17 protein-coding genes are annotated in these 19,319 nt (G+C 68.8%); 13 read left to right on the top strand and 4 right to left on the bottom strand.

Translation table 11 applies throughout. The features are described from left to right. The first annotated feature begins 180 nt into the window (after positions 1-180). The 10 genes from BAY15_RS15305 to tkt all read left to right on the top strand — a co-directional run bounded on the left by BAY15_RS15305 (position 181) and on the right by tkt (position 11,375). On the top strand, positions 181-396 hold the full coding sequence (locus BAY15_RS15305; protein WP_237334275.1) for a YkgJ family cysteine cluster protein: 216 nt from the start codon (positions 181-183) through the stop codon (positions 394-396). A gap of 92 nt (positions 397-488) precedes the next feature. Beyond that, positions 489-1,520 carry an AAA family ATPase gene (locus tag BAY15_RS15300; protein WP_068854757.1) on the top strand — a complete coding sequence of 344 codons (1,032 nt, stop codon included), beginning with the start codon at positions 489-491 and terminating at the stop codon, positions 1,518-1,520. Between the two features lie 7 nt (positions 1,521-1,527). Beyond that, positions 1,528-2,454, top strand: coding sequence for a DUF58 domain-containing protein (locus BAY15_RS15295; protein WP_068853867.1), 927 nt, complete (start codon positions 1,528-1,530; stop codon positions 2,452-2,454). Beyond that, complete coding sequence (locus BAY15_RS15290) at positions 2,451-2,912, top strand: DUF4381 family protein (RefSeq protein WP_068853866.1); 462 nt, start codon at positions 2,451-2,453, stop codon at positions 2,910-2,912. The genes BAY15_RS15295 and BAY15_RS15290 overlap by 4 nt, the downstream gene beginning before the upstream one ends. Continuing rightward, the gene (locus BAY15_RS15285) at positions 2,909-3,913 is read left to right on the top strand and encodes a vWA domain-containing protein (protein ID WP_068853865.1); all 1,005 of its coding nucleotides are present in this window, start codon (positions 2,909-2,911) and stop codon (positions 3,911-3,913) included. Before BAY15_RS15290 ends, BAY15_RS15285 begins: the two co-directional genes overlap by 4 nt. Then, a complete protein-coding gene (locus BAY15_RS15280) occupies positions 3,910-5,631 on the top strand; it encodes a tetratricopeptide repeat protein (protein WP_068853864.1) in 1,722 nt (573 codons plus the stop codon). The genes BAY15_RS15285 and BAY15_RS15280 overlap by 4 nt, the downstream gene beginning before the upstream one ends. Next, positions 5,628-7,313 carry a BatD family protein gene (locus BAY15_RS15275; RefSeq protein ID WP_068853863.1) on the top strand — a complete coding sequence of 562 codons (1,686 nt, stop codon included), beginning with the start codon at positions 5,628-5,630 and terminating at the stop codon, positions 7,311-7,313. Before BAY15_RS15280 ends, BAY15_RS15275 begins: the two co-directional genes overlap by 4 nt. 67 nt (positions 7,314-7,380) lie before the next feature. Then, a complete protein-coding gene (locus tag BAY15_RS15270; RefSeq protein WP_083214202.1) occupies positions 7,381-8,706 on the top strand; it encodes a dicarboxylate/amino acid:cation symporter in 1,326 nt (441 codons plus the stop codon). 83 nt (positions 8,707-8,789) lie between these two features. After that, a complete protein-coding gene (locus tag BAY15_RS15265; protein ID WP_237334274.1) occupies positions 8,790-9,209 on the top strand; it encodes a hypothetical protein in 420 nt (139 codons plus the stop codon). Positions 9,210-9,365: 156 nt separating this feature from the next. Beyond that, complete coding sequence (gene tkt / locus BAY15_RS15260) at positions 9,366-11,375, top strand: transketolase (protein ID WP_068853861.1); 2,010 nt, start codon at positions 9,366-9,368, stop codon at positions 11,373-11,375. Between the two features lie 72 nt (positions 11,376-11,447). On the opposite strand, the gene BAY15_RS15255 is transcribed toward tkt, so the two are convergent. Further along, positions 11,448-13,397: an acetyl-CoA hydrolase/transferase C-terminal domain-containing protein gene (locus tag BAY15_RS15255; protein ID WP_068853860.1), complete on the bottom strand. Its 1,950-nt coding sequence runs from the start codon at positions 13,395-13,397 to the stop codon at positions 11,448-11,450. Positions 13,398-13,521: 124 nt separating this feature from the next. On the opposite strand from BAY15_RS15255, the gene BAY15_RS15250 reads away from it, so the two are divergent. From BAY15_RS15250 to BAY15_RS15240, 3 genes are read left to right on the top strand one after another with little or no spacing between them, the layout of a single operon-like run. Then, a complete protein-coding gene (locus BAY15_RS15250; protein WP_068854753.1) occupies positions 13,522-13,887 on the top strand; it encodes a BlaI/MecI/CopY family transcriptional regulator in 366 nt (121 codons plus the stop codon). Further along, positions 13,880-15,118 carry a M56 family metallopeptidase gene (locus tag BAY15_RS15245; protein ID WP_068853859.1) on the top strand — a complete coding sequence of 413 codons (1,239 nt, stop codon included), beginning with the start codon at positions 13,880-13,882 and terminating at the stop codon, positions 15,116-15,118. Before BAY15_RS15250 ends, BAY15_RS15245 begins: the two co-directional genes overlap by 8 nt. 38 nt (positions 15,119-15,156) lie before the next feature. Next, positions 15,157-15,678 (top strand): energy transducer TonB, encoded by a 522-nt coding sequence (locus BAY15_RS15240; RefSeq protein WP_237334273.1) that lies wholly within the window; start codon positions 15,157-15,159, stop codon positions 15,676-15,678. A gap of 20 nt (positions 15,679-15,698) precedes the next feature. On the opposite strand, the gene BAY15_RS15235 is transcribed toward BAY15_RS15240, so the two are convergent. The 3 genes from BAY15_RS15235 to BAY15_RS15225 form a co-directional block, all read right to left on the bottom strand. Beyond that, entirely contained in the window at positions 15,699-16,499 is an 801-nt protein-coding gene (locus BAY15_RS15235) for an MBL fold metallo-hydrolase (protein ID WP_068853857.1), read from the bottom strand. 9 nt (positions 16,500-16,508) lie between these two features. After that, positions 16,509-17,324, bottom strand: coding sequence for a S1/P1 nuclease (locus BAY15_RS15230; protein ID WP_068853856.1), 816 nt, complete (start codon positions 17,322-17,324; stop codon positions 16,509-16,511). A 118-nt stretch (positions 17,325-17,442) separates the two neighbouring features. Further along, complete coding sequence (locus tag BAY15_RS15225) at positions 17,443-19,305, bottom strand: ankyrin repeat domain-containing protein (protein WP_099047413.1); 1,863 nt, start codon at positions 19,303-19,305, stop codon at positions 17,443-17,445. Between the last annotated feature and the right edge of the window lie 14 nt (positions 19,306-19,319).

The following is a 19,319-nucleotide window of genomic DNA, read 5'->3' as shown; positions in this document are numbered from 1 at the left end:
GCCGCTGATCCAGCACACGGTGGTAAGCAAGGATCCGGTGCCCGCAAGGGCGCCGGATTTTTTTTTTGGTGTTCGTTCCCCGGGAGCGGTTCAGGGCAGGGCAAGGGCGCCGCGCTATCCTGCCCCATGGCCCAGGCACACTGCTCCGGTTGCACCGCGCAATGCTGCCGGCTTACTGCCGTGCTGGCGCCGTCGGAGTGCGTCCCCTCGAACCTGACCACCGAGATTGCCGATGGCGTGCTGGCCATGGCCAAAAGCGCGGACGGCTGGTGCGTGGCGCTTGACCGGGAATCCATGTCCTGCGGCATCTATGCCGAACGGCCCATGGTCTGCAGGCGCTTTGAAATGGCCGGCCCCTATTGCAGCGCCATCTTCGACGGTGCAGGACGGGCGTAGCCGCGTTCAGGCAATCTTGATCCCGCTGCGTGGCCAGCCCTGCCATCATGTGCGCGGAACCTTACGCGTGTTGCGTGGGTCAGATGGACGCCATGAACCTGCCACCCCCCATGCCCGCAATCGACCCCACGCCCTTCGTCGACACCCCCGAACACGACCGCCTGCATGCCGGCTTCCGCGCGCTGCGGGACTCGCTCGCGGCCGAGATCGTCGGCCAGGACGCGCTGGTCGAGCGCCTGCTGACCGCACTGCTGGCCGATGGCCACCTGCTGGTGGAAGGCGCCCCCGGTCTGGCCAAGACCACCGCCATCCGCGCACTGGCTGCGCGCCTGGAGGCCGACTTCTCGCGGGTGCAGTTCACCCCGGACCTGCTGCCCGCCGACCTGACCGGCACCGAGATCTGGCGGCCGCAGGAAGGCCGCTTCGAATTCGTGCCCGGTCCGATCTTCCACCCCATCCTGCTGGCCGACGAGATCAACCGGGCCCCGGCCAAGGTGCAGTCGGCGCTGCTGGAGGCCATGGGCGAGCGCCAGGTCACCGTGGGCCGGCATACCTATCCGCTGCCGGCGCTGTTCCTGGTGATGGCCACCCAGAACCCGATCGAGCAGGAGGGCACCTTCCCGTTGCCCGAAGCCCAGCTGGACCGGTTCCTGATGCACGTGCGGATCGGCTATCCCGATTCCAACGCCGAAGCCGAGATCCTGCGCCTGGCCCGCGAGCGCGCACGTGATGCGCTCGGCACCGCGCCGGCGGCGCCGGCGCGCATGCCGCTGGTCGACGTGTTCGCCGCCCGTCGCGCGGTGCTGTCGCTGCACATGGCGCCGGCGCTGGAGCGTTACCTGATTGAACTGGTGCTGGCCACCCGCGACCCGGGCCGCTATGACCCGGCGCTGGGAAAGCGCATCGCCTGGGGTGCCAGCCCGCGCGGTTCGATCGCGCTGGAGCGCTGCGCGCGTGCACGCGCCTGGCTGGCCGGACGCGACTTCGTGACCCCCGAGGACGTGCGCAGCGTCGCGCCCGACGTGCTGCGCCACCGCGTGCTGCCCAGCTATGAAGCCACCGCCGAAGGCTGGGATGGCGAGCGGCTGGTGGCCGAGTTGCTGGCCCGCATCCCGGTGCCTTGAGATCCGCATGACTGCCCCGGATGACACTGCTGCCGATGCGCTGGCGGGCAACGGCGTGCAGCCGACCCTGGCCGAACTGGTTGCCTTGCGGCGCAGCGCGCACCGGCTGGAACCGGCGCGACGCGGGCGGCTGGCGCATGCGGGGCAGGCGCCCTCGCCGATGCGCGGGCGCGGCATGGAGTACGCGGAATCGCGCGAGTACGTCGCCGGCGATGACGCGCGGCACATCGACTGGCGGGTGACGGCCCGCACCGGGCGTGCGCATACCAAGCTGTTCCAGGCTGAACGCGAACGCCAGACATTGCTGGTGGCCGATACCGACCCGGTGCTGTACTTCGGCACCCGGGTGCGCTTCAAGTCGGTACAGGCCGCGCGGGTAGGTGCCGTGGCGGCGTGGCTGGCACAACGCCAGGGCGACCGCCTGTCCGCACTGCGCGGCAGCCGCAGCGAAGCACCGATCCCACCGGCCGGCGGTACGCGGGGCGTGCTCCGCGTACTCGATGCACTGACCCGCTGGTACGCCGCGCCCCTGCCCGACGACGCCGGCCTCGACCACGCACTGCAGCAGGCCGCGCGCGTGCTGCGCCCCGGCGCGCGCGTGGTGGTGCTGGCCGATCCGGCCCGCGCGGCCGCCATCGACGTTCCACGCTGGACCGCGCTGGCCATGCACCATGAAGTGCAGCTGATGCTGCTGGCCGATCCGCTGGAGCTGGCGCCGCCGGATGGCGTGCTGCCGTTCCTGTCGCAGGGCCGGCAGGTGGTGCTGGACCTGCACGATCGCGCCGTGCGCGAACACTGGCACGCCCGCTTCGTCGAACCGCTGGAAGCGCTGCAGCGCAGCCTCGGCGCCCGCCGCATCCAGGTGCACGTGGTCAGTACCGACGATGCCAGCGACTGCTGGTTGGGCCCGCTGCCGTCGGCGGTGGTTGCATGAGCGCGGCCACTTCGCTGCCGCTGCGCGATGTGCACCTGCCGCCCATCCCGTCCTGGTGGCCGCTGCCGTTGGGCTGGTGGCTGGTGCTGGCGGCGCTGGCGCTGGTCATGCTGTTGGCCTGGGCGTGGCGCGCGCATCGACGGCGCCAGCAGCGGCGCTGGCTGCGGCTCTTCGACACGACGGTCGATGCGGCGCAGCATGGCACTGCCCAGGTAGCCGCAATGGCTGAACTGCTGCGCCGCGCCGCGCGCCGCCGCCAACCGGGCGCGGAACTGCTGCAGGGCCAGGCCTGGCTGGAATTCCTGGATGCCCCCGGCAGCCGCGCCTTCTCCGACGGCGATGGACGCCTGCTGCTGGACGGGGGCTACCGTCGCAGCCTCGACGCTGCCGACGTGCAGCGCGTGCGCGACCTCGCGCGCGCACGCTTCCTTGAGCTGATCAGCAGGCGCGGCCGATGATCCCGGGCCTGTCTTCCGTGCTGCCGTGGCTGGGTGCCCTGGCCTGGCCGTGGGCATTGTTGGCATTGCCGCTGCCGTGGCTGATGCGCTGGTGGCCGCGCCGCAACGCAGCGGCGCCCGCGCTGCGCGTGCCGTATGCCGCCGGTGCGCTGGCCGAACTCGGCCAGGCCGGTGGCGTGGCCGGTTGGCGGATCGGGCGCCTGCTGCTGTGGCTGGCCTGGGCCTGCCTGTGCGTGGCCATGGCCCGGCCGCAGCAACTCGGCGAACCGGTCACCCCGCCGCAGCAGGGCCGGCAGATGATGCTCGCCGTGGACGTGTCAGGCAGCATGAGCGAACCGGACATGATGCTGGGCAACCAGGTCGTGCAGCGATTGTCCGCGGCCAAAGCAGTGCTGGCCGATTTCCTCGACCGCCGTGCCGGCGACCGGGTAGGGCTGCTCATCTTCGGCGAACGTGCCTACACCTTGACCCCGATCACCGCCGACCTCACCACCGTGCGCAACCAGCTCACGGACAGCGAAGTCGGCCTGGCCGGCCGCGACACTGCCATCGGCGATGCCATCGCACTGGCGGTCAAGCGCCTGCGCGAACAGCCCGAGGGCCAACGCGTGCTGATCCTGCTGACCGACGGCGTCAGCAACGCCGGCGTGCTGCAGCCGCTGCGCGCGGCCGAACTAGCCAAGGCCGAAGGCGTGCGCGTGTATCCGGTGGCCTTCGGCGGCGACGGTGGCATGAGCCTGTTCGGCGTGCAGATCGCCGCCGGCGACGACCCGGTGGACGAGGCCACGCTGCGCCGCATCGCCGAACTCACCGGCGGCCGTGCGTTCCGCGCGCGCAACACCGACGAACTGGCCGGCATCTATGCCGAGCTGGACCGGCTGGAGCCGATCACCGCCGCAGGCGCGGCGGTGCGCCCCTATATCGAGCGCTATGCGTGGCCGCTGGCGCTGGCCATGCTGCTGGGTGGGCTGGGCTGGCTGCTGCCGAGGCGCTGGGCATGAATACCCTCTTGAACCACGTGCATCTGGCGCGCCCGGCACTGCTCTGGGCGCTGGCCGCACTGCCGCTGATCGCGCTGCTCTGGACCTGGCGCCGCCGGCGCAGCAGCGTCTGGCGGCAGAACGTGGATGCGCACCTGCTGCCGCACCTGCTGGTGGCCGGCGGGCGCCGCGCCTGGAGCGGGCTGGCGCTGCTGTTGCTGGGCTGGACACTGGCGGTGGTGGCCCTGGCCGGACCGGGTTGGCGACAACTGCCGCAGCCGCTGTGGCAGGCACCGGCGCCGCTGGTGGTGGCGCTGGACCTTTCCTCGCGCACCACCGCCACCGACCTGCCGCCGTCGCGCCTGCTGCAGGCGCGGGCCAAGCTGGCCACGCTGCTGCGCGAGCGCAGCGGCGGGGAAGTGGCGTTGCTGGCCTACGCCGACGATGCGTTCACCGTTGCACCGTTGACCGGCGACGCCGCCAACGTGGCGCTGTACCTGGATGCGCTGGCCCCGGACGTGATGCCACGCGACGGCCAACGCGCCGACCGTGCGATTGAAGCGGCGGTGCTGTTGCTGCAGCAGTCCGGCGCCAAGGGCGGCGATATCCTGCTGCTGACCGACCGTGCCGATGACCCCGCACGTGCTGCCGCCGCTGCCGCCAAGGCGCAGAACATCCACGTCTCGGTACTCGGACTCGGCACTGCGGCCGGTGCGGCCTACCGCAGCGGCGATGGCCAGATCGCGCGCGCGCAGCTGGAGCCGGACACGCTGCGCGCGGTGGCCGATGCCGGCGGGGGTCGCTACGCGCCGGTGGCCGACGACGAGGGTGACCTGAAATCACTGGACGTGCTGACCCCGCGCGCCAGCGCAGGCGAGCAGCAACACCGCGAAGGCGAAGGCCTGGCCTGGCGCGATGAGGGCTTCTGGCTGCTGCCGCCGCTGATGCTGCTCTCGCTGTGGGCGTTCCGCCGCCGTGGCGTGGTGGCCGCGGCCCTGGTCTGCGTGATGCTGCCGCTGGCCATGCCCGCGCCCGCGCAGGCCGCCGAACGCAACTGGTGGCAGCGCGCCGACCAGCGCGACCAGCAGCGCGTGGCCGAGGGGGTGGAAGCCTACCGGCGCGGCGATTTCCAGACAGCACAACAGCAGTTCGAGGGCGTGAACGACGCCGAGGCCCGCTACAACCTCGGCAACGCGCTGGCCCGGCAGGGCCAGTACGACGCCGCAATTGCCGCCTACGACCAGGCGCTGGCCCTGCGCCCGGGCATGCCCGACGCGGTGGCCAACCGTGCCGCCGTGGATGCCGCGCGCAACCGCAAGCCGCCACCGGGTGGCGGACAGCAACCGCAGCAGCAACAGCAGAAGCAGAATCAGTCGCAGCAGTCCCAGCAGCAACAACAGCAACAGAAACAGGACGCTTCTGAGAAGGGGGAGCAGGGTCAGCCCAAGCCGGGGCAGGGCACGCCGCCGCAGGATCCGCAGGCGGGCAAGCCGGATCCGGCCGAACAGGCGCGGGCCGATGCGGCCCAGCGCGAGCGCATGCGCCAGGCGTTGGAGAAACAACAGGCCGACGCCGGCAAGACGCCGGCGCAGCGCCGCGAGGCGAACGAGACACCGCAGCAGCGCGAGCAGCGCCAGGCGGTCGAAGCGTGGATGCGGCGGGTGCCCGATGAACCGGGCAACCTGCTGCGGCAGAAATTCCAACTGGAAAGCGAACGCAGGAAACGGGACGGACAATGAGCGCAGCACCCCCCACGCAACGTTGGTGGCGCGCCTGCGCCTGGCTGCTGCTGGGCGTGAGCAGCCTGGCCCAGGCCCAGCCCCGCGCGTGGCTGGATCGCGATGCGATCAGCGACACCGACACGGTCACGCTCAATATCGAGACCGATGCCGGCGCACCGGATTACGCGCCGTTGCAGGCCGATTTCGAGCTCAGCGGCCAGACCAGCAGCCGCCAGGTGCAGTGGAGCCAGGGCGCGATGCAGTCGCGCTCCTTGTACGGCGTAGCGCTCAGCCCCCGGCGCAGTGGTGTGCTGACCATCCCCGCGCTCCAGGTGGGCGCGGCGCGGACCGCGCCATTGCAGTTGGCCGTGGCTGCCAGTGCCGCTGCCACCCCCGCCGTGCCCGGCAACGCCACTGCCTTCGTAGAAATGGAGGTCGATGACGCCAGCCCTTACGTGCAGCAGAGCGTGGGCGTGGTGGTGCGCCTGTACTACGCTTCGCAACTGCTGTCGGGCGAACTGGGCGTGGATGCGCCCGAAGGCGCCTCGATGCAGCGCGTCGGCGAGGATCGCAGCCTGGTCCGCGAGATCAACGGGCGGCGCTACAACCTGGTCGAGCGCCGCTACCTGCTCATTCCCGAACGCAGCGGGCCGCTGGTGCTGCCGGGCGCGCGCTTCAATGGCCGCAGCGCGGGCGGCTTCTTCGATGACCTGTTCGGTGGCGATGGTCGGCTGCGCGCCAACGCGCCCGATCGCACCCTGCAGGTGCAGGCACAACCCGACGCCGCCCCCCAGCCGTGGCTGCCGCTGCACGACCTGCGCCTGCGCTACACCGCCGCGCCCACCCGCGCCCGCGCCGGCGAGGCGGTCACGGTGGTGGTGGAGGCGGTGGCCGACGGCGCCACGCGTGCGCAGTTCCCCGAACTGCCGCCGCTGGATGCCGGTCCGGGCGCGCAGGTGTTCGCCGAGCCGCCGCAGTACGACGAAACCTTCAACGGCAGCACCCCGCGCCTGACCCTGACCCGCCGCTATTCGGTGGTGCCACGCCAGCCCGGCACCCTGGTGATTCCCGGCCCGCGCATGGCCTGGTGGGATGTGCGTGGCCGCCAGGCGCGCACCGCCACGCTGCCCGACCTCAGCCTGGCCGTGGCCGCCGGCGCCCCGGGTACGGTGCCGCCGCCGACCGCGCTGGATACCACCTCGGCCTTGCCCGGTACCACCGCCACGCCGTCCGACGCCGTCACCGTGGCGGCCGCAGCCAGCCGCCCCTGGGGCTGGATCGCGGCAGCGGCCGGCTTTGCAGTGCTGTGGCTGCTGACCCTGGCGTGGGCGTGGCGGCGCCGGCGCGTGGCAGCGCCCGGCGCATCCCACGCGGCGGTGGGGCCGGCTGCCTCCGCACAGGCCCCTTCGCGCGGCGAGCTGCGCCGCGCCCTGGACCACGAAGGGCTGGACGAGATCGTCGCGCTGCTGGGCAGGATGGGCGGCGTACACGGCCTGGATGCCGTGCTGGCGCGGCTGGCCGACCCGGCCCAACGGCAGGCCCTGAGCGACATGCAGGCCGCGCGCTGGAGCCGCGACGGGGGCGATGCGACCCAGGCGCGACAGGCGCTGCGCCGCGCCTTCCATGACGGACCGCACTGGCAGCCGCCGCAGGCCGCAGAAAATACTGGGCTGGCGCCGCTCTATCCTTCGGGACACTGAGCGGCCCCCGGGCCGGGTTGGCCGGCTTTGCTAAGCTCTTTCTCTAATTTTCAAGGAACACCGCTCCATGACTGAGGCCGCAACGACCCGGCAGAAGCTGCCATTGCATTGGAAAATGGGCATTGGCTTCGGGCTTGGCCTGCTGCTGGGGCTGATCGTGCACGCCGTCGGGCCGGGCATTCCCTGGCTGCCCGATGCCGCGCGCGCGGTGATGACCTACCTGACCACGCCGCTGTCGGGCCTGTTCCTCAACCTGATCTTCATGCTGATCGTGCCGCTGATCTTCTCGGCGCTGGTGATGGGCGTGTCGGAGATGGGCGACATCCGCTCGCTCGGCCGGATCGGCTGGAAGACCCTGGCCTACACCGTGCTGCTGTCGGGCATCGCGGTTGGCCTGGGCCTGGTGCTGGTGAACGTGCTCAAGCCGGGCGTGGGCGTGGACCCGGCCATGGCCCAGCAGCTGCTGCACGAGAATGTCGAGCGCAGCCGCGAGATCGTGGCCAACATCGGCGAACAGCCCAAGGGCATGGACATGCTGCTGTCGATCGTGCCCAGCAACGTGCTGGCCGCCGCCTCCAGCAACGGCGCGATCCTGTCGCTGATGTTCTTCGCGCTGATGTTCGGCATCGGCATGGTGCTGTCGCCGGATGAGAAGACCGCGCCACTGCGCAAGGTCATCGAAGGCGTGTTTGAAGTCTCGATGACCCTGATCAACCTGGTCATCCGCCTGGCGCCGTACGCGGTGGCCTGCTTCATGTTCAACCTGGCCGCGATCTTCGGCTTCGACCTGCTGATCCGCCTGGGCGCCTACGTCGGCGTGGTGGTGCTGGCACTGGCGCTGCACATGGTGGTGACCTACGGTGCGGCGGTGTGGCTGTCGGGGCGTTCGCCGCTGGCGTTCTTCCGCGATACCCAGGAGGCCACGGTGATGGCGTTCTCCACCGCCTCCAGCAACGCTACCCTGCCGACCGCGCTGCGCGTGGCCGACCAGATGGGGCTGCCGCAGAAGGTATCGCGCTTCGTGCTCACCGTGGGCGCTACCGCCAACCAGAACGGCACCGCGCTGTTCGAAGGCGTGACGGTGATCTTCCTGGCCCAGTTCTTCGGCGTGGACCTGAGCATCACCCAGCAGCTGATGGTGATGGTGGTCTGCATCCTGGGCGGCATCGGCACGGCCGGCGTGCCGTCCGGCTCGCTGCCCGTGGTGGCCATGATCTGCGCCATGGTCGGCGTGGACCCGATGGGCATCGGCCTGATCCTGGGCGTGAACCACTTCCTGGACATGTGCCGCACCGCGCTCAACGTCACTGGCGACCTGGCGCTGACCACCCTGGTAGCCAAGGGCGAAAGTGATGAAAGTCACATTTCCGGGACTGTCGCGCCGCGCGATTGAATGCGAGGTTGATGCCATGGATACTGGCCCGGCGCATGGAAGGCGCCGGGTCGGCGTCGTGCGGGGAAAGGAGAATCACATTCATGAAGAAGTATCTGGTGGTCGCCGTGCTCGGCCTGCTGGCGTTCGATGCCAGCGCGAAGTCGGAATGCCCGAACTACAAGCAGGAAGGCAGTTATTTCGCGGGCCGCAAGTTCACCAACTGGGACGTTGTCCCGGTGTCTGCGGACGTGGCGTTCAAGCGCATCAAGGTGGAAGGCGTGACCTCGGGCTTGACCCTGAAGTCGGAAGACAAGGAAGCAGGCCTGCTGATGTTCGAGCAGAACGCCAGCGGCTCCAACGGCCAGGTTACCCTGCCGTGGAACGTGGTGATCACCCCGCAGGGAGCGACGTCCTCCAAGGTCATGGTCACCAAGCTGACCCCGGGTGGCTACGCTACCGGTGAGAAGTTCCAGCGTGAATCGACCTGTGCGGTGATCAATTCGGCCACCGGCGAGGCCTGATCCACGACGTCCAGGCTGAAGCGCCCCGCCCAGCGGGGCGTTTTCGTTGGTGTACCGCAGCCGTCTTCACACACCCGGGCAGCCTGACCCGCCCGGTGGACTGTGGGACAATGGGTGGCCCGCAGCCAGCGGGAGCCTCCCGACCCCGACAGAACCATGACGCAGCCCACCCGCCGCCAGTTGGCCAACGCCATCCGCTTCCTTGCCGCTGATGCGGTCGAAACCGCCAAGTCCGGGCATCCCGGCATGCCGATGGGCATGGCAGATATCGCCGAAGTCCTCTGGAACGACTATCTCCGTCACAACCCGAACAATCCGAAGTGGTTCAACCGCGACCGCTTCGTGCTGTCCAACGGCCACGGCTCGATGCTGCAGTACGCGCTGTTGCACCTGAGCGGCTACGACCTGCCGATCGAACAGCTCAAGCAGTTCCGCCAGCTCGGCAGCAAGACCGCCGGCCATCCGGAACACCATGAAACCCCCGGGGTGGAAACCACCACCGGTCCGCTCGGCCAGGGCCTGGCCAACGCGGTTGGTTTCGCGCTGGCCGAAAAGCTGCTGGCCCAGCGCTACAACCGCCCCGAGCACGAGATCGTCGACCACCGCACCTGGGTGTTCCTGGGCGACGGCTGCCTGATGGAAGGCATTTCCCACGAAGCGGCCTCGCTGGCCGGCACCTGGGGCCTGGGCAAGCTGGTCTGCTTCTGGGACGACAACCACATCTCCATCGACGGCAACACCGCCGGCTGGTTCACCGACAACACCCCCGAGCGTTTCGAAGCCTATGGCTGGAACGTGGTGCGCGGCGTCGATGGCCACGACCCGGAAAGCATCAAGGCCGCCATCGACAGTGCGCTGGCGCAGTCCGACAAGCCGACCCTGATCTGCTGCCGCACCACCATTGGTTTCGGTTCGCCGGGCAAGGCCGGCAAGGAATCCAGCCACGGCGCACCGCTGGGCAAGGATGAGCTGGAAGCCACCCGCAAGCAGCTGGGCTGGAACTACGGCCCGTTCGAGATCCCCGAAGAGATCTACGCCGGCTGGCGTGCCGGTGGTACCGGCACCCTGCGCCAGGCCGAGTGGGACCAGCAGTTCGACAAGTACGCCGCGCAGTTCCCGGCCGAAGCCGAAGAGCTGACCCGCCGTTCGCAGGGCGAGCTGCCGGCCGATTTCGTCGCCAAGGCCGATGCCTACATCGCCCAGGTCCAGGCCGAAGGCCAGACCATCGCCTCGCGCAAGGCCTCGCAGCTGGCCATTGAAGCCTTCGCGCCTTTGCTGCCGGAGCTGGTGGGTGGTTCGGCCGATCTGGCGCACTCCAACCTGACCCTGTGGAAGGCCAGCAAGTCGGTCGCCACTGACGACCCGAACGCCAACTACGTGTACTACGGCGTGCGCGAGTTCGGCATGACCGCCATTGCGAATGGCCTGGCCCTGCATGGCGGCTTCATTCCGTTCGATGCCACCTTCCTGGTGTTCAGCGACTACGCCCGCAACGGCGTGCGCATGAGCGCGCTGATCCCGGCCCATGCCATCCACGTGTACACCCACGACTCGATTGGTCTCGGCGAAGACGGCCCGACCCACCAGCCGGTGGAGCACCTGGCCTCGCTGCGCTACATCCCGAACAACGATGTGTGGCGCCCGTGCGATGCGGTCGAATCGGCGGTCAGCTGGAAGGCGGCAATCACCCGCCAGGACGGCCCGAGCTGCCTGGTGTTCAGCCGCCAGAACCTGCCGCACCAGCCGCGCAGCACCGACCAGGTGGCACAGATCGCCCGTGGCGGTTACGTGCTGGCCGATGCCGAAGGCGGCGTGCCCGACGTGATCCTGATCGGTACCGGTTCGGAAGTGGGCCTGGCCGTGGCCGCCAAGGCCGAGCTCGACGCCGCCGGGATCAAGACCCGCGTGGTCTCGATGCCGTCCACCGATGTGTTCGAGCGCCAGGATGCGGCCTACCGTGAATCGGTGCTGCCCAACGCGGTGCGCAACCGCGTGGCGGTCGAAGCCGGCGTCACCGGTTTCTGGCGCCAGTACGTGGGCTTGGACGGTGCGGTGATCGGTATCGACACCTTCGGCGCATCGGCCCCGGCCGAAGCGCTGTACAAGCACTTCGGCATCACCACCGATGCGGTGGTGGCTGCTGCGAAGGCGCAGCTGGCCAGGTAAGGGCAAGCAACCGACGTAGTCCAGACGGCGCTTCCCGAAACGGAAGCGCCGTTTTCATTTGTCCGCGCTGCGTTACGCGGTGCGCGCCAAGCCCAACCGCACCAGGCGCGCTTCAACTTTCTCGCCGAACGTCTTCGGCGCATCCAATCCCATCCGCTGCAGGTACACCACGTCGCCATCGCCGGCCGGCTGGGTAAACGCAGCCAGCACCGTGCGCAGCTTCGCGCCCGGGGTCTGGGTGTTCTGCTTCAACCAGCCCAATGCCTTTACCAGGTGCTGCTCCACTTCGGTGAAATCGCTGCCCAGCGGGTAATCGGGCAGGGCGCCGGACTGCCGGAACGGCGCCAGCGATGCACTCACCGCGGCGGCCGTATTGCGTCGTGCCCAATGCTCCGGCGCGACAAAACCACCCGCCAGCTTCTTCGAGGCCTTCGCTGTCTGCAGCAGGTTGGCCTGGAACGCCGCATCGGTGATCGCCGCCATGCCGGTCACACAGTCCTCGTCGGTGAGGTTGCGCAGGTCGGCGATGCCATATTCGTTGATGTAGATATCGCGCAGGTGGCGCGGAATCGTGGTGTGCCCGTAGTTCCAGCGCACGTTCGACTGCAGCGTGCCCTTGTCCTCGCGGATCGCGCGGAACATCAGCGCGCTGCGTGCCTCGGGCAGCGCGTGCGCCATCGCCACGAAGTTGTACTGGCCGCCCACGCCGGAGACCACGCGCCCGTCTTCCAGCGCATCGGACACCGCCGCGCCCAGCGCGGTGGCCATCATGCAGGAATTGAAGAAACGCGCATGCCGGCGCTGCAGCCGTTCCAGCGCTTCGTTGCCGCCATACAGCTGGTTGATCTCGCTGATCCGTCGCATGCCGATCGCGCGGGATTCCGCTTCCGGCAAGTCGCGCAGCCACTGGTAGAACTCCGGCGAGCCCAGGTAGAACGCGCCATGCAGGTATTCGCCTTCCGCTTCCAGCGTGGCGTGGTCGATGGTCAGCGTGCTGCCGCTTTCAATCCGCTCCATCAGCGCCAGGTCATCGTGCACCTTGCGTCGAATCACCCCGGTCTGCACCAGGCGGCGGAAGCCTTCGTTGAGCATCTCACTGCAGCCGTACAGACCCACCTCGAACGGCTCCAGGCCGCCGCATTCGAGCACCGTCGGGTGGCTGGCCAACGTCGGGTCCAGCGCGTGCAGGATCTGCCGGTAGCGGGCGTTGTCGGTGTGGCGCAGCACCAGCGCGTGGCTGATCGCATCGGCCAGCGTGCCGATGCCGATCTGCAGCGTGCCACCATCGCGGACCAGTGCGCTGGCATACAGCCCGATGGCGTAGTCCGCATCGCTGACCGGCTGGCGCGGCAGCCCGAACAGGGCCGGATACGGCGCCGGCGGCGTGATCACCAGGTCGAAGAAGGACACATCCACCGTGGCCGAGCCGCCCAGGTAGGGCAGCTGCGGATCGATCTCGGCAATCAGCAGCGGGCGCGGCAGGCCGCGCGCCAGCATGGCGTCGATGGTGTCCTGGGTGATGTCGTTGTTGCACGACAGCGACAGGCGCCGGTCGTCGGGCCGCATCGCCACTTTCTGCACGATCGCGTGCGGCGCGCGCTGCGCCACCGCATCGGCGGCATGGGTGTAGTTGAGGCTGGTGTAGCCGCGCTGGGCCTGCGATGAGCCGAGCAGCGCGCCGGACTGCATGTAGAACTCCTCCACCTGCACGTGGTCGGGCAGGCGGTCGCGGACCATCGCATCGGCGTAGGCCAGGCGCGGGAAATCCTCGCCGAAATGGCGCGCCGCGAACGGTGCCATGAAACGCGCCTCCAGCCCGCCGCCTGGCTTGGGCGGGTTCAACGACAGCGCGGTGTAGATCTGCAGCGGTCGCGACGGGTCGTTCTCGATCCGCGCATACAGCGCGTTGAGCAGCCGGTGCGGCTTGCCCAGTGCCAGCGGTGCGCCGATGCGCAGCGGCCCGTCAACACGCTGCAACAGCCAATCGGTGGCAGCGTCCAGGTCGGTGAGATGCTCGGTCATTCGGCGTTCCTGCAAAGTCTTGAAAAGCATTACAGCACTTCCGGCTTGAACGGACCGCGACGCAGGGGCTTGACATGGACACGGATTACGCGCGTAATCGATCCGTCGATTACGGATGTAAATGATGAGCCAGATCAGCGAAGCCGAAGCCGTTGTCATGGAAGTGCTCTGGAACCGGCACCCACAGGGCGCCGACGAGGTGGTGGCGGCCCTGGCCGACCGCGACTGGGCAGAGCCCACCATCAAGACCCTGCTCAACCGCCTGCTTACCAAGGGCGCGATCAGCGCCAGCCGTGACGGCCGCCGCTATCTGTACTCGCCGGTGCTGCAGCGCCAGGTCTGGGTGGCCGAACAGAGCAGCGGCCTGCTGGACAAGCTGTTCGCCGGCCGGGTCGCGCCGTTGGTGGCCCATTTCAGCGAACGCGGCGAGTTGAGCGCGCAGGACATCGCCGAACTGAAGAAGCTGATCCAGGAGCTGGACCATGACTGAGCTGCTGCAGGGAATGCTGTTCGCAAGCACGTGGCTTGCGATCGGTGCGATGCTGCTGGCCGCGTTGCGCCCGCTGCTGCGCCGGCTGGGCGGCGCACCGCTGGTGTACCGCAGTTGGTGGCTGCTGCCGCTGGTGCTGCTGGCACCGCTGTTGCCACTGCCCGGCGCGCCACTCGTCGAGGCCACGCCGGTGCACGCGCTGGGGGCCGCGCTGCGTGCGCCGGTGCTGCCGGCCGACGCGGTGCCGTGGCCAACCCTGCTGGTCGCGCTGTGGGCGGCTGGCGCACTGTTTGCCGGCACCCTGCAATGGCGTGGCCAGCGTCGCTTCGAACGTGGCATGGGCGCTTTGCACCGGCGAAGCGATGGCAACTGGCAGGCCAGCGCCGATCCCGGCCTGCCGGCCCTGGTGGGCCTGTGGTCACCACGCGTGGTGGTCGGCCCGGATTTCGACCTGCGCTTCAGCGCAGCCGAACGCGCGCTGATCCTGCAGCATGAATGCCAGCATCGCCGGCATGGCGATCACTGGGCGAATGCCGCGCTGGCACTGCTGCGCTGCCTGTTCTGGTTCCATCCGTTGTTGCCGTGGGCCTCGCGCCGCTTCCTGCGCGACCAGGAGCTGGCCTGCGACGCACGCACGGTCGACCCGCATCCGGCCTCGCGCCGGCTCTACGCCAACGCGCTGCTGAAGGCGCAGTTGGTCCACCCGGTTGCGCCCATGGCCTGCCACTGGCGCAGCCAACCGATGTTGAAGGAGCGAATTGCCATGATGAAGGAACACAAGCGCAGCGCGTTGCCGCGGGTGACCGGCCAGGTACTGGTGGTGGGGCTGTGCATGGGGCTGGGCGCGGTCGCCTGGGCCAGCCAGGCCGGCAGCGGCGGCAGCCCGGCGATCAGTGCCGAACCGTTCCAGTTCGCGCAGGAAGATGCGGCCAAGGCAGGGCTGGAGCGCCCGGTGACGATCGACAAGATGCCGCCGCCGAGCTACCCCACCAGCGCGTTCGAGAACAACCAGAGCGGTGAAGTGGTGCTGCGGGTGGAGGTGGACGCGCAGGGCAGGGTCAGCGATGTGCGCGTGCTCAGTGCAACCAACCCGGGCGTGTTCGACGCCGCATCGATCGCTGCAGCCCGGCAGTGGACCTACCGTCCGGCGATGAAAGACGGCAAAGCGGTGGCGGGCGCGGTCCGCATTCCAGTGAACTTCGCCATGACTGAAACGGTGACCGGCCAGTGAGGTGGCCGCTGCCTGCGTCGGTTGCGCTCGTGGTGGGAGTGGCTGGCTGTGCCAGCCACGACCGCCTCACCACGGTGGATTCACGGGCCGAAACGGTCGGCCACCAGCGGCTGCGGGTTGACGCGACGGGAGGGTCAGGGCAGGTGGAGGCTTACACGCTCAAACCCAGCGAGGGCTACCGGATGCCACAACTGTATGCGGCGCCGGACCCGGTGCTGGGGGAGCGCGATCCGCGCCGGGAGTTGCCGCCCACCACGGTCTGCCTGCAGGTGGTGGTGAGCGCCGACGGCACGGTGGAACGCAGCGTGCCGGTGAGTGATCGCAGTGAGTGCATAGCCGGCGCTGCAGCCGAAAACCGGGTGCTGGTGGAAGCGGCACAGGAAGCGGTGGCGATGTGGCGCTACTCGCCTGCGGCGGTCTGCCACTTCGCGGCAGGCCGCGCGCCGGCCGACCGCAGCGACTGTCGCGATGCCGAGCGGGTGGAGCCGGTGGCGGTGAGCCTGTTCTACGCTTTCACGTTCGAGATCGTGCACGGCCAGCACACGGTGAAGACGCGGTAAAACCACGCGCTGCGCGGTTTTTACGCCCCGCCCTGGATGTTCGCCTTTACCGACGGGTGCATCAACTTTGGCTCGGCAAGCGTGGCGTCGCGCGCTTGCCGGGTCGCTACGAACGCCGCCTCGCTCACCCCGTCATGCAGGTGGATGTTATGTGCGCGCTGCTCGCCGATGGTGGTTTCATTGGCGACCTCGCGCCCGCCCGGGCCGTAGTCGTGGCAGATGAACACCCGGGTGGCATCGGGCAGGGCAAGCAGGCGCTGGATCGAGCGGTACAGCAGGGCGGCGTCACCCCCGGGGAAATCACAGCGCGCCGTCCCGCCATCGGGCATGAACAGCGAATCGCCGGTGAACAGGGCATCACCGATCCGGTACGCCACGCTGTCGCTGGTGTGCCCGGGCACCGCGATCACCTCGGCCGCGATCGCGCCGACATCGAAGCGTTCGCCGTCGGCGAACAGATGGTCGAACTGCGAGCCATCGGTGGGCACGTCCAGCCCATAGCGCGGAGCGAACGTGCGCTGCACCTCGACAATGCCGTCGCCCATCGCCAGCGTCGCCTGCGGCCACTGCTGCTTCAGCCAGCGCCCAGCGCTGACATGGTCGGCATGCGCATGCGTTTCCAGCAGCCAGCGCACCTCCAGCGCGAGTTCGCGCACATGCGCCAGCAGCGGCTGCAGCGCACCGGACCCGACCGCGTCGGTGTCCGGGTCGTAATCCAGCACCGGGTCGATCACCGCCGCCTTCCGGGTGGCCGGGTCATGCACCACGTAACTGAAGGTGTTGCTGTGCGGGTGGAAGAAACTGGCGACGTGCGGTGACATGGTGAAACCTCAGCGTTTACCCAACGTGTCGTTGAGCAGCACCGCCAGGCGTTCCCCGGCCAAGCGCAGTTCGGCTTCGGCGACCGGCAGGTACGTGGCGGTGTACTCGGGCGCCAGCGTACGCTGGGCCGGGTAAACGCCAGGTGCAATGGCGATGCGGCAGCTGGCCTCGGCCCACTGCACCGCATCGGTGCCGATCGCCGAGCGCTTGCCCACCTTGGGCGCCTTCAGCGCGGCCAAGCGCTGGGTATAGGCGTCATCGTCCAGCTTGAGCGTGTTCAGCATGCCGCTGTCCCACAGCGAATGCAGGTTGGTGCCGCGCCCGTTGAACTGCACCTGGAAGTCATTGCCGCCCTTGTCATGGCCGTAACCGGCATGCATGGGCTGGTGGATGTCGCCGACGAAATGCACGACGAACTTGAGTGCCTGCGCGCGTTCGGCATCGGGGCGGCTGCGATCGCCCAGGATGGCGGTCTGGGTCTTCAACGCTTCCACCACGCAGTTGCCATTGCGGCAGTTGCGCTCGACCTCGTAGTGGCAATCATCTTCGCCGATGTTGACGTAATGCCAGCCGGCCGAACGCTTGCCAAGGCCGGGATCCTTGGCGCGCAGTTCATCGGCCCACGGCGCAATGGAGGCCAGGGTGGCGCCCGGCTCGGTGGCCAGCAGCCGCGCCACTTCGGCGCGGGTCTGCGGGGTCAGGCGCGGTTCGGCAATGCGGGCGACCAGGCGGTGGCCCTGCGCGCCCCAGGCCAGGGCATCGGTGGAGACGAGGGTGAGTGCGGTCAGAAGCGCGGCGGACGTCAACAGGGAGGCGATTTTCATCGGCCCATTCTAACGATCCGCCCAGGCGCTGACCTTTTCCGGATCTGGCCGACTGGCGATGCCGACGGCGCAGCGGGATGGCCCCGGCGGAATCCGGGATTCTACCGGGGCCGTTGCGCTACAGCGCAACTGGGCGCGAGAACACGTAGGAGGGGTCGAAGACCTTCCGGCTGTGCCTGGAAGGTAGAGCATTACCCGTGCGCGGCTCATTGGCGGCCTCGCCATGCTGTGCCATCAGCGCTGGGGCGGGCGAGGTATCGGACGCAGGGCGCTGCCGCGGTTGCTGCAGCCAGCTGCGCAGCAGCGTCGTCACCGGTGCGAGCCGCTCTTTGTCAGCGCGGGGAAGCGTTGCCGTCGCCGCCTCGAAGCTGTCCGTCACCGCCCTCACGAACTGCGGGTCGGCGTTTTCCTCGAGCAGCACCGCCACCGCCTTGACGTGTCCGCCCTGCATGGCAAATGCCAGCGGGGACTGCTCTGCGTTGGAGTCGTTGGGCGGGTAGGCGATTCCGGGTGGGACATGTTCCAGCAACAGCCTCAGCATCGCGGCGTGCCCCTTCTCGGCGGCAAACTGCAGCATGAGGTAGCTTTTGTCGCGCGGCCGAACACCCTGCTCAAGCAGGTAGCGCGCGATGTCCAATGCGTTGAACGCGACCGCAGTCCCCAATGCCTGCCGGAAGTCGAACGGCTCCGTCGCATCGCATGCGCGCGCGTTCTTCCTTTCCAACAACTGCCAGTGGGCATGCAGCTGCCGGAACCTGTCCACATTGCCGTCCTCGGCCTGCGATACGAATGCGCGCAGGGTAGGCCTCGCCCCCGCCCGCAGCAGTACCTCGGTGCACTCCCAGTACCCATGTTCCACGGCGAGTTCGAGCGCTGTGGCTCCGTGCACTTCGGACGTCATGTCGACGTCGATCTTTCCAGCACTGGCGCGCAGCAGTGTTTCAAGGCGCTTTGAATGATTGGAGATCACCGCGCAGTGCGCGGCACCATAGCTGCCGGCGTCAGGGTTGGACTTCTCGAGCAGTTTCTTGATGGTGGTGTCGCTCGTCGGCTTCATCACCCGCCGCAGTAGGGACGTGCTGGCGTCGACGAGACAGGCGCGCTCCAGTGCGTTGAAGGGCGCCGATTGCCGCGTCCGGTTGGATTTCTCCTGCTGTTCGATCTGGTGCGCCAGCTTGACGTTGAGCGATTGCACCTGGGCGCTGCCCCACCGGCGCAGGTTGGCAAGCAGGCTGTTGCTCGCCGCCGGCATGGCACTGCTTTGGCCCAGCGTCTTGAAGGTGGGAACGTTGCGCGGCAACAGGGTCCTTTCGTTGGGCATTATCTTCGCAAGGGAGCGCGGTGGCAGGGCAATGACCCGTTGGACGGCCTCCCTGCCCAGTTCAACCAACGCACTGGTCATGGTGCGCTGCGCCGCAGGAACAATCGCCAGCGCCTGCTCGGCCCGCACCGGTGGAGTGTCGGGTGGCAGGTCGACCACAGGCGCGGTGCAGGCCGGCTCTGCCTGGGGGACGGTCGAAGCGGCAACGTCCAGCACCACGACCGCGTTCGGCGTTGCCTGGCCTTGGCTGTGCAGGGCCGACTCAAGCTTGGCGATCTGCGCCTGGTACTGCGAACGCGCGTCACCCTCTGGCAGGCGGGCGTGCTCGTCTTTCAGGACCGCCAGGATGGCGCGGGTGCTTTCCAGCTCCAGCGCGGAGAGATCACCGGGTTCCAGGTGGTCGTCGCCGCCGCAGGCGAACTGGCTGTCCTCATCCGACGATTCGGACACCTCCTGGAAGTCGATCCTGCCCTGCGGCAGCGCCGGAGTCTGCGCTGTGCTCACGCTGGGCGTTGCCACGTTCAGAATGGACCAGAGCGTGCCCATGGCCGGCGTCCTGTTGATCTGGCCTGCGATCACGTTGAGGCCTTCGCTCAGGCTGGGAAGCGGTCGGCGCGGGGCGGCGGCATTGGCGGGAAGTTGCGAGGGAATGCGGGTCATGTCGGTCCTTCAGC

Source organism: Stenotrophomonas rhizophila (assembly GCF_001704155.1).
GTDB lineage: Bacteria > Pseudomonadota > Gammaproteobacteria > Xanthomonadales > Xanthomonadaceae > Stenotrophomonas > Stenotrophomonas rhizophila_A.
The sequence above is the reverse complement of the archived record's forward strand: the minus strand, read 5'-3'. Positions and strand labels throughout refer to the sequence as shown.

Excerpts from the sequence above, each read along its gene's own strand:
- BAY15_RS15270 (WP_083214202.1), top strand. The coding sequence starts at position 7,381 with ATGACTGAGGCCGCAACGACCCGGCAGAAGCTGCCATTGCATTGGAAA.
- BAY15_RS15275 (WP_068853863.1), top strand. The coding sequence starts at position 5,628 with ATGAGCGCAGCACCCCCCACGCAACGTTGGTGGCGCGCCTGCGCCTGG.
- BAY15_RS15230 (WP_068853856.1), bottom strand. The coding sequence starts at position 17,324 with ATGAAAATCGCCTCCCTGTTGACGTCCGCCGCGCTTCTGACCGCACTC.
- BAY15_RS15250 (WP_068854753.1), top strand. The coding sequence starts at position 13,522 with ATGAGCCAGATCAGCGAAGCCGAAGCCGTTGTCATGGAAGTGCTCTGG.
- BAY15_RS15255 (WP_068853860.1), bottom strand. The coding sequence starts at position 13,397 with ATGACCGAGCATCTCACCGACCTGGACGCTGCCACCGATTGGCTGTTG.
- BAY15_RS15290 (WP_068853866.1), top strand. The coding sequence starts at position 2,451 with ATGAGCGCGGCCACTTCGCTGCCGCTGCGCGATGTGCACCTGCCGCCC.
- BAY15_RS15300 (WP_068854757.1), top strand. The coding sequence starts at position 489 with ATGAACCTGCCACCCCCCATGCCCGCAATCGACCCCACGCCCTTCGTC.
- BAY15_RS15280 (WP_068853864.1), top strand. The coding sequence starts at position 3,910 with ATGAATACCCTCTTGAACCACGTGCATCTGGCGCGCCCGGCACTGCTC.
- BAY15_RS15265 (WP_237334274.1), top strand. The coding sequence starts at position 8,790 with ATGAAGAAGTATCTGGTGGTCGCCGTGCTCGGCCTGCTGGCGTTCGAT.
- tkt (WP_068853861.1), top strand. The coding sequence starts at position 9,366 with ATGACGCAGCCCACCCGCCGCCAGTTGGCCAACGCCATCCGCTTCCTT.
- BAY15_RS15225 (WP_099047413.1), bottom strand. The coding sequence starts at position 19,305 with ATGACCCGCATTCCCTCGCAACTTCCCGCCAATGCCGCCGCCCCGCGC.
- BAY15_RS15295 (WP_068853867.1), top strand. The coding sequence starts at position 1,528 with ATGACTGCCCCGGATGACACTGCTGCCGATGCGCTGGCGGGCAACGGC.
- BAY15_RS15285 (WP_068853865.1), top strand. The coding sequence starts at position 2,909 with ATGATCCCGGGCCTGTCTTCCGTGCTGCCGTGGCTGGGTGCCCTGGCC.
- BAY15_RS15235 (WP_068853857.1), bottom strand. The coding sequence starts at position 16,499 with ATGTCACCGCACGTCGCCAGTTTCTTCCACCCGCACAGCAACACCTTC.
- BAY15_RS15245 (WP_068853859.1), top strand. The coding sequence starts at position 13,880 with ATGACTGAGCTGCTGCAGGGAATGCTGTTCGCAAGCACGTGGCTTGCG.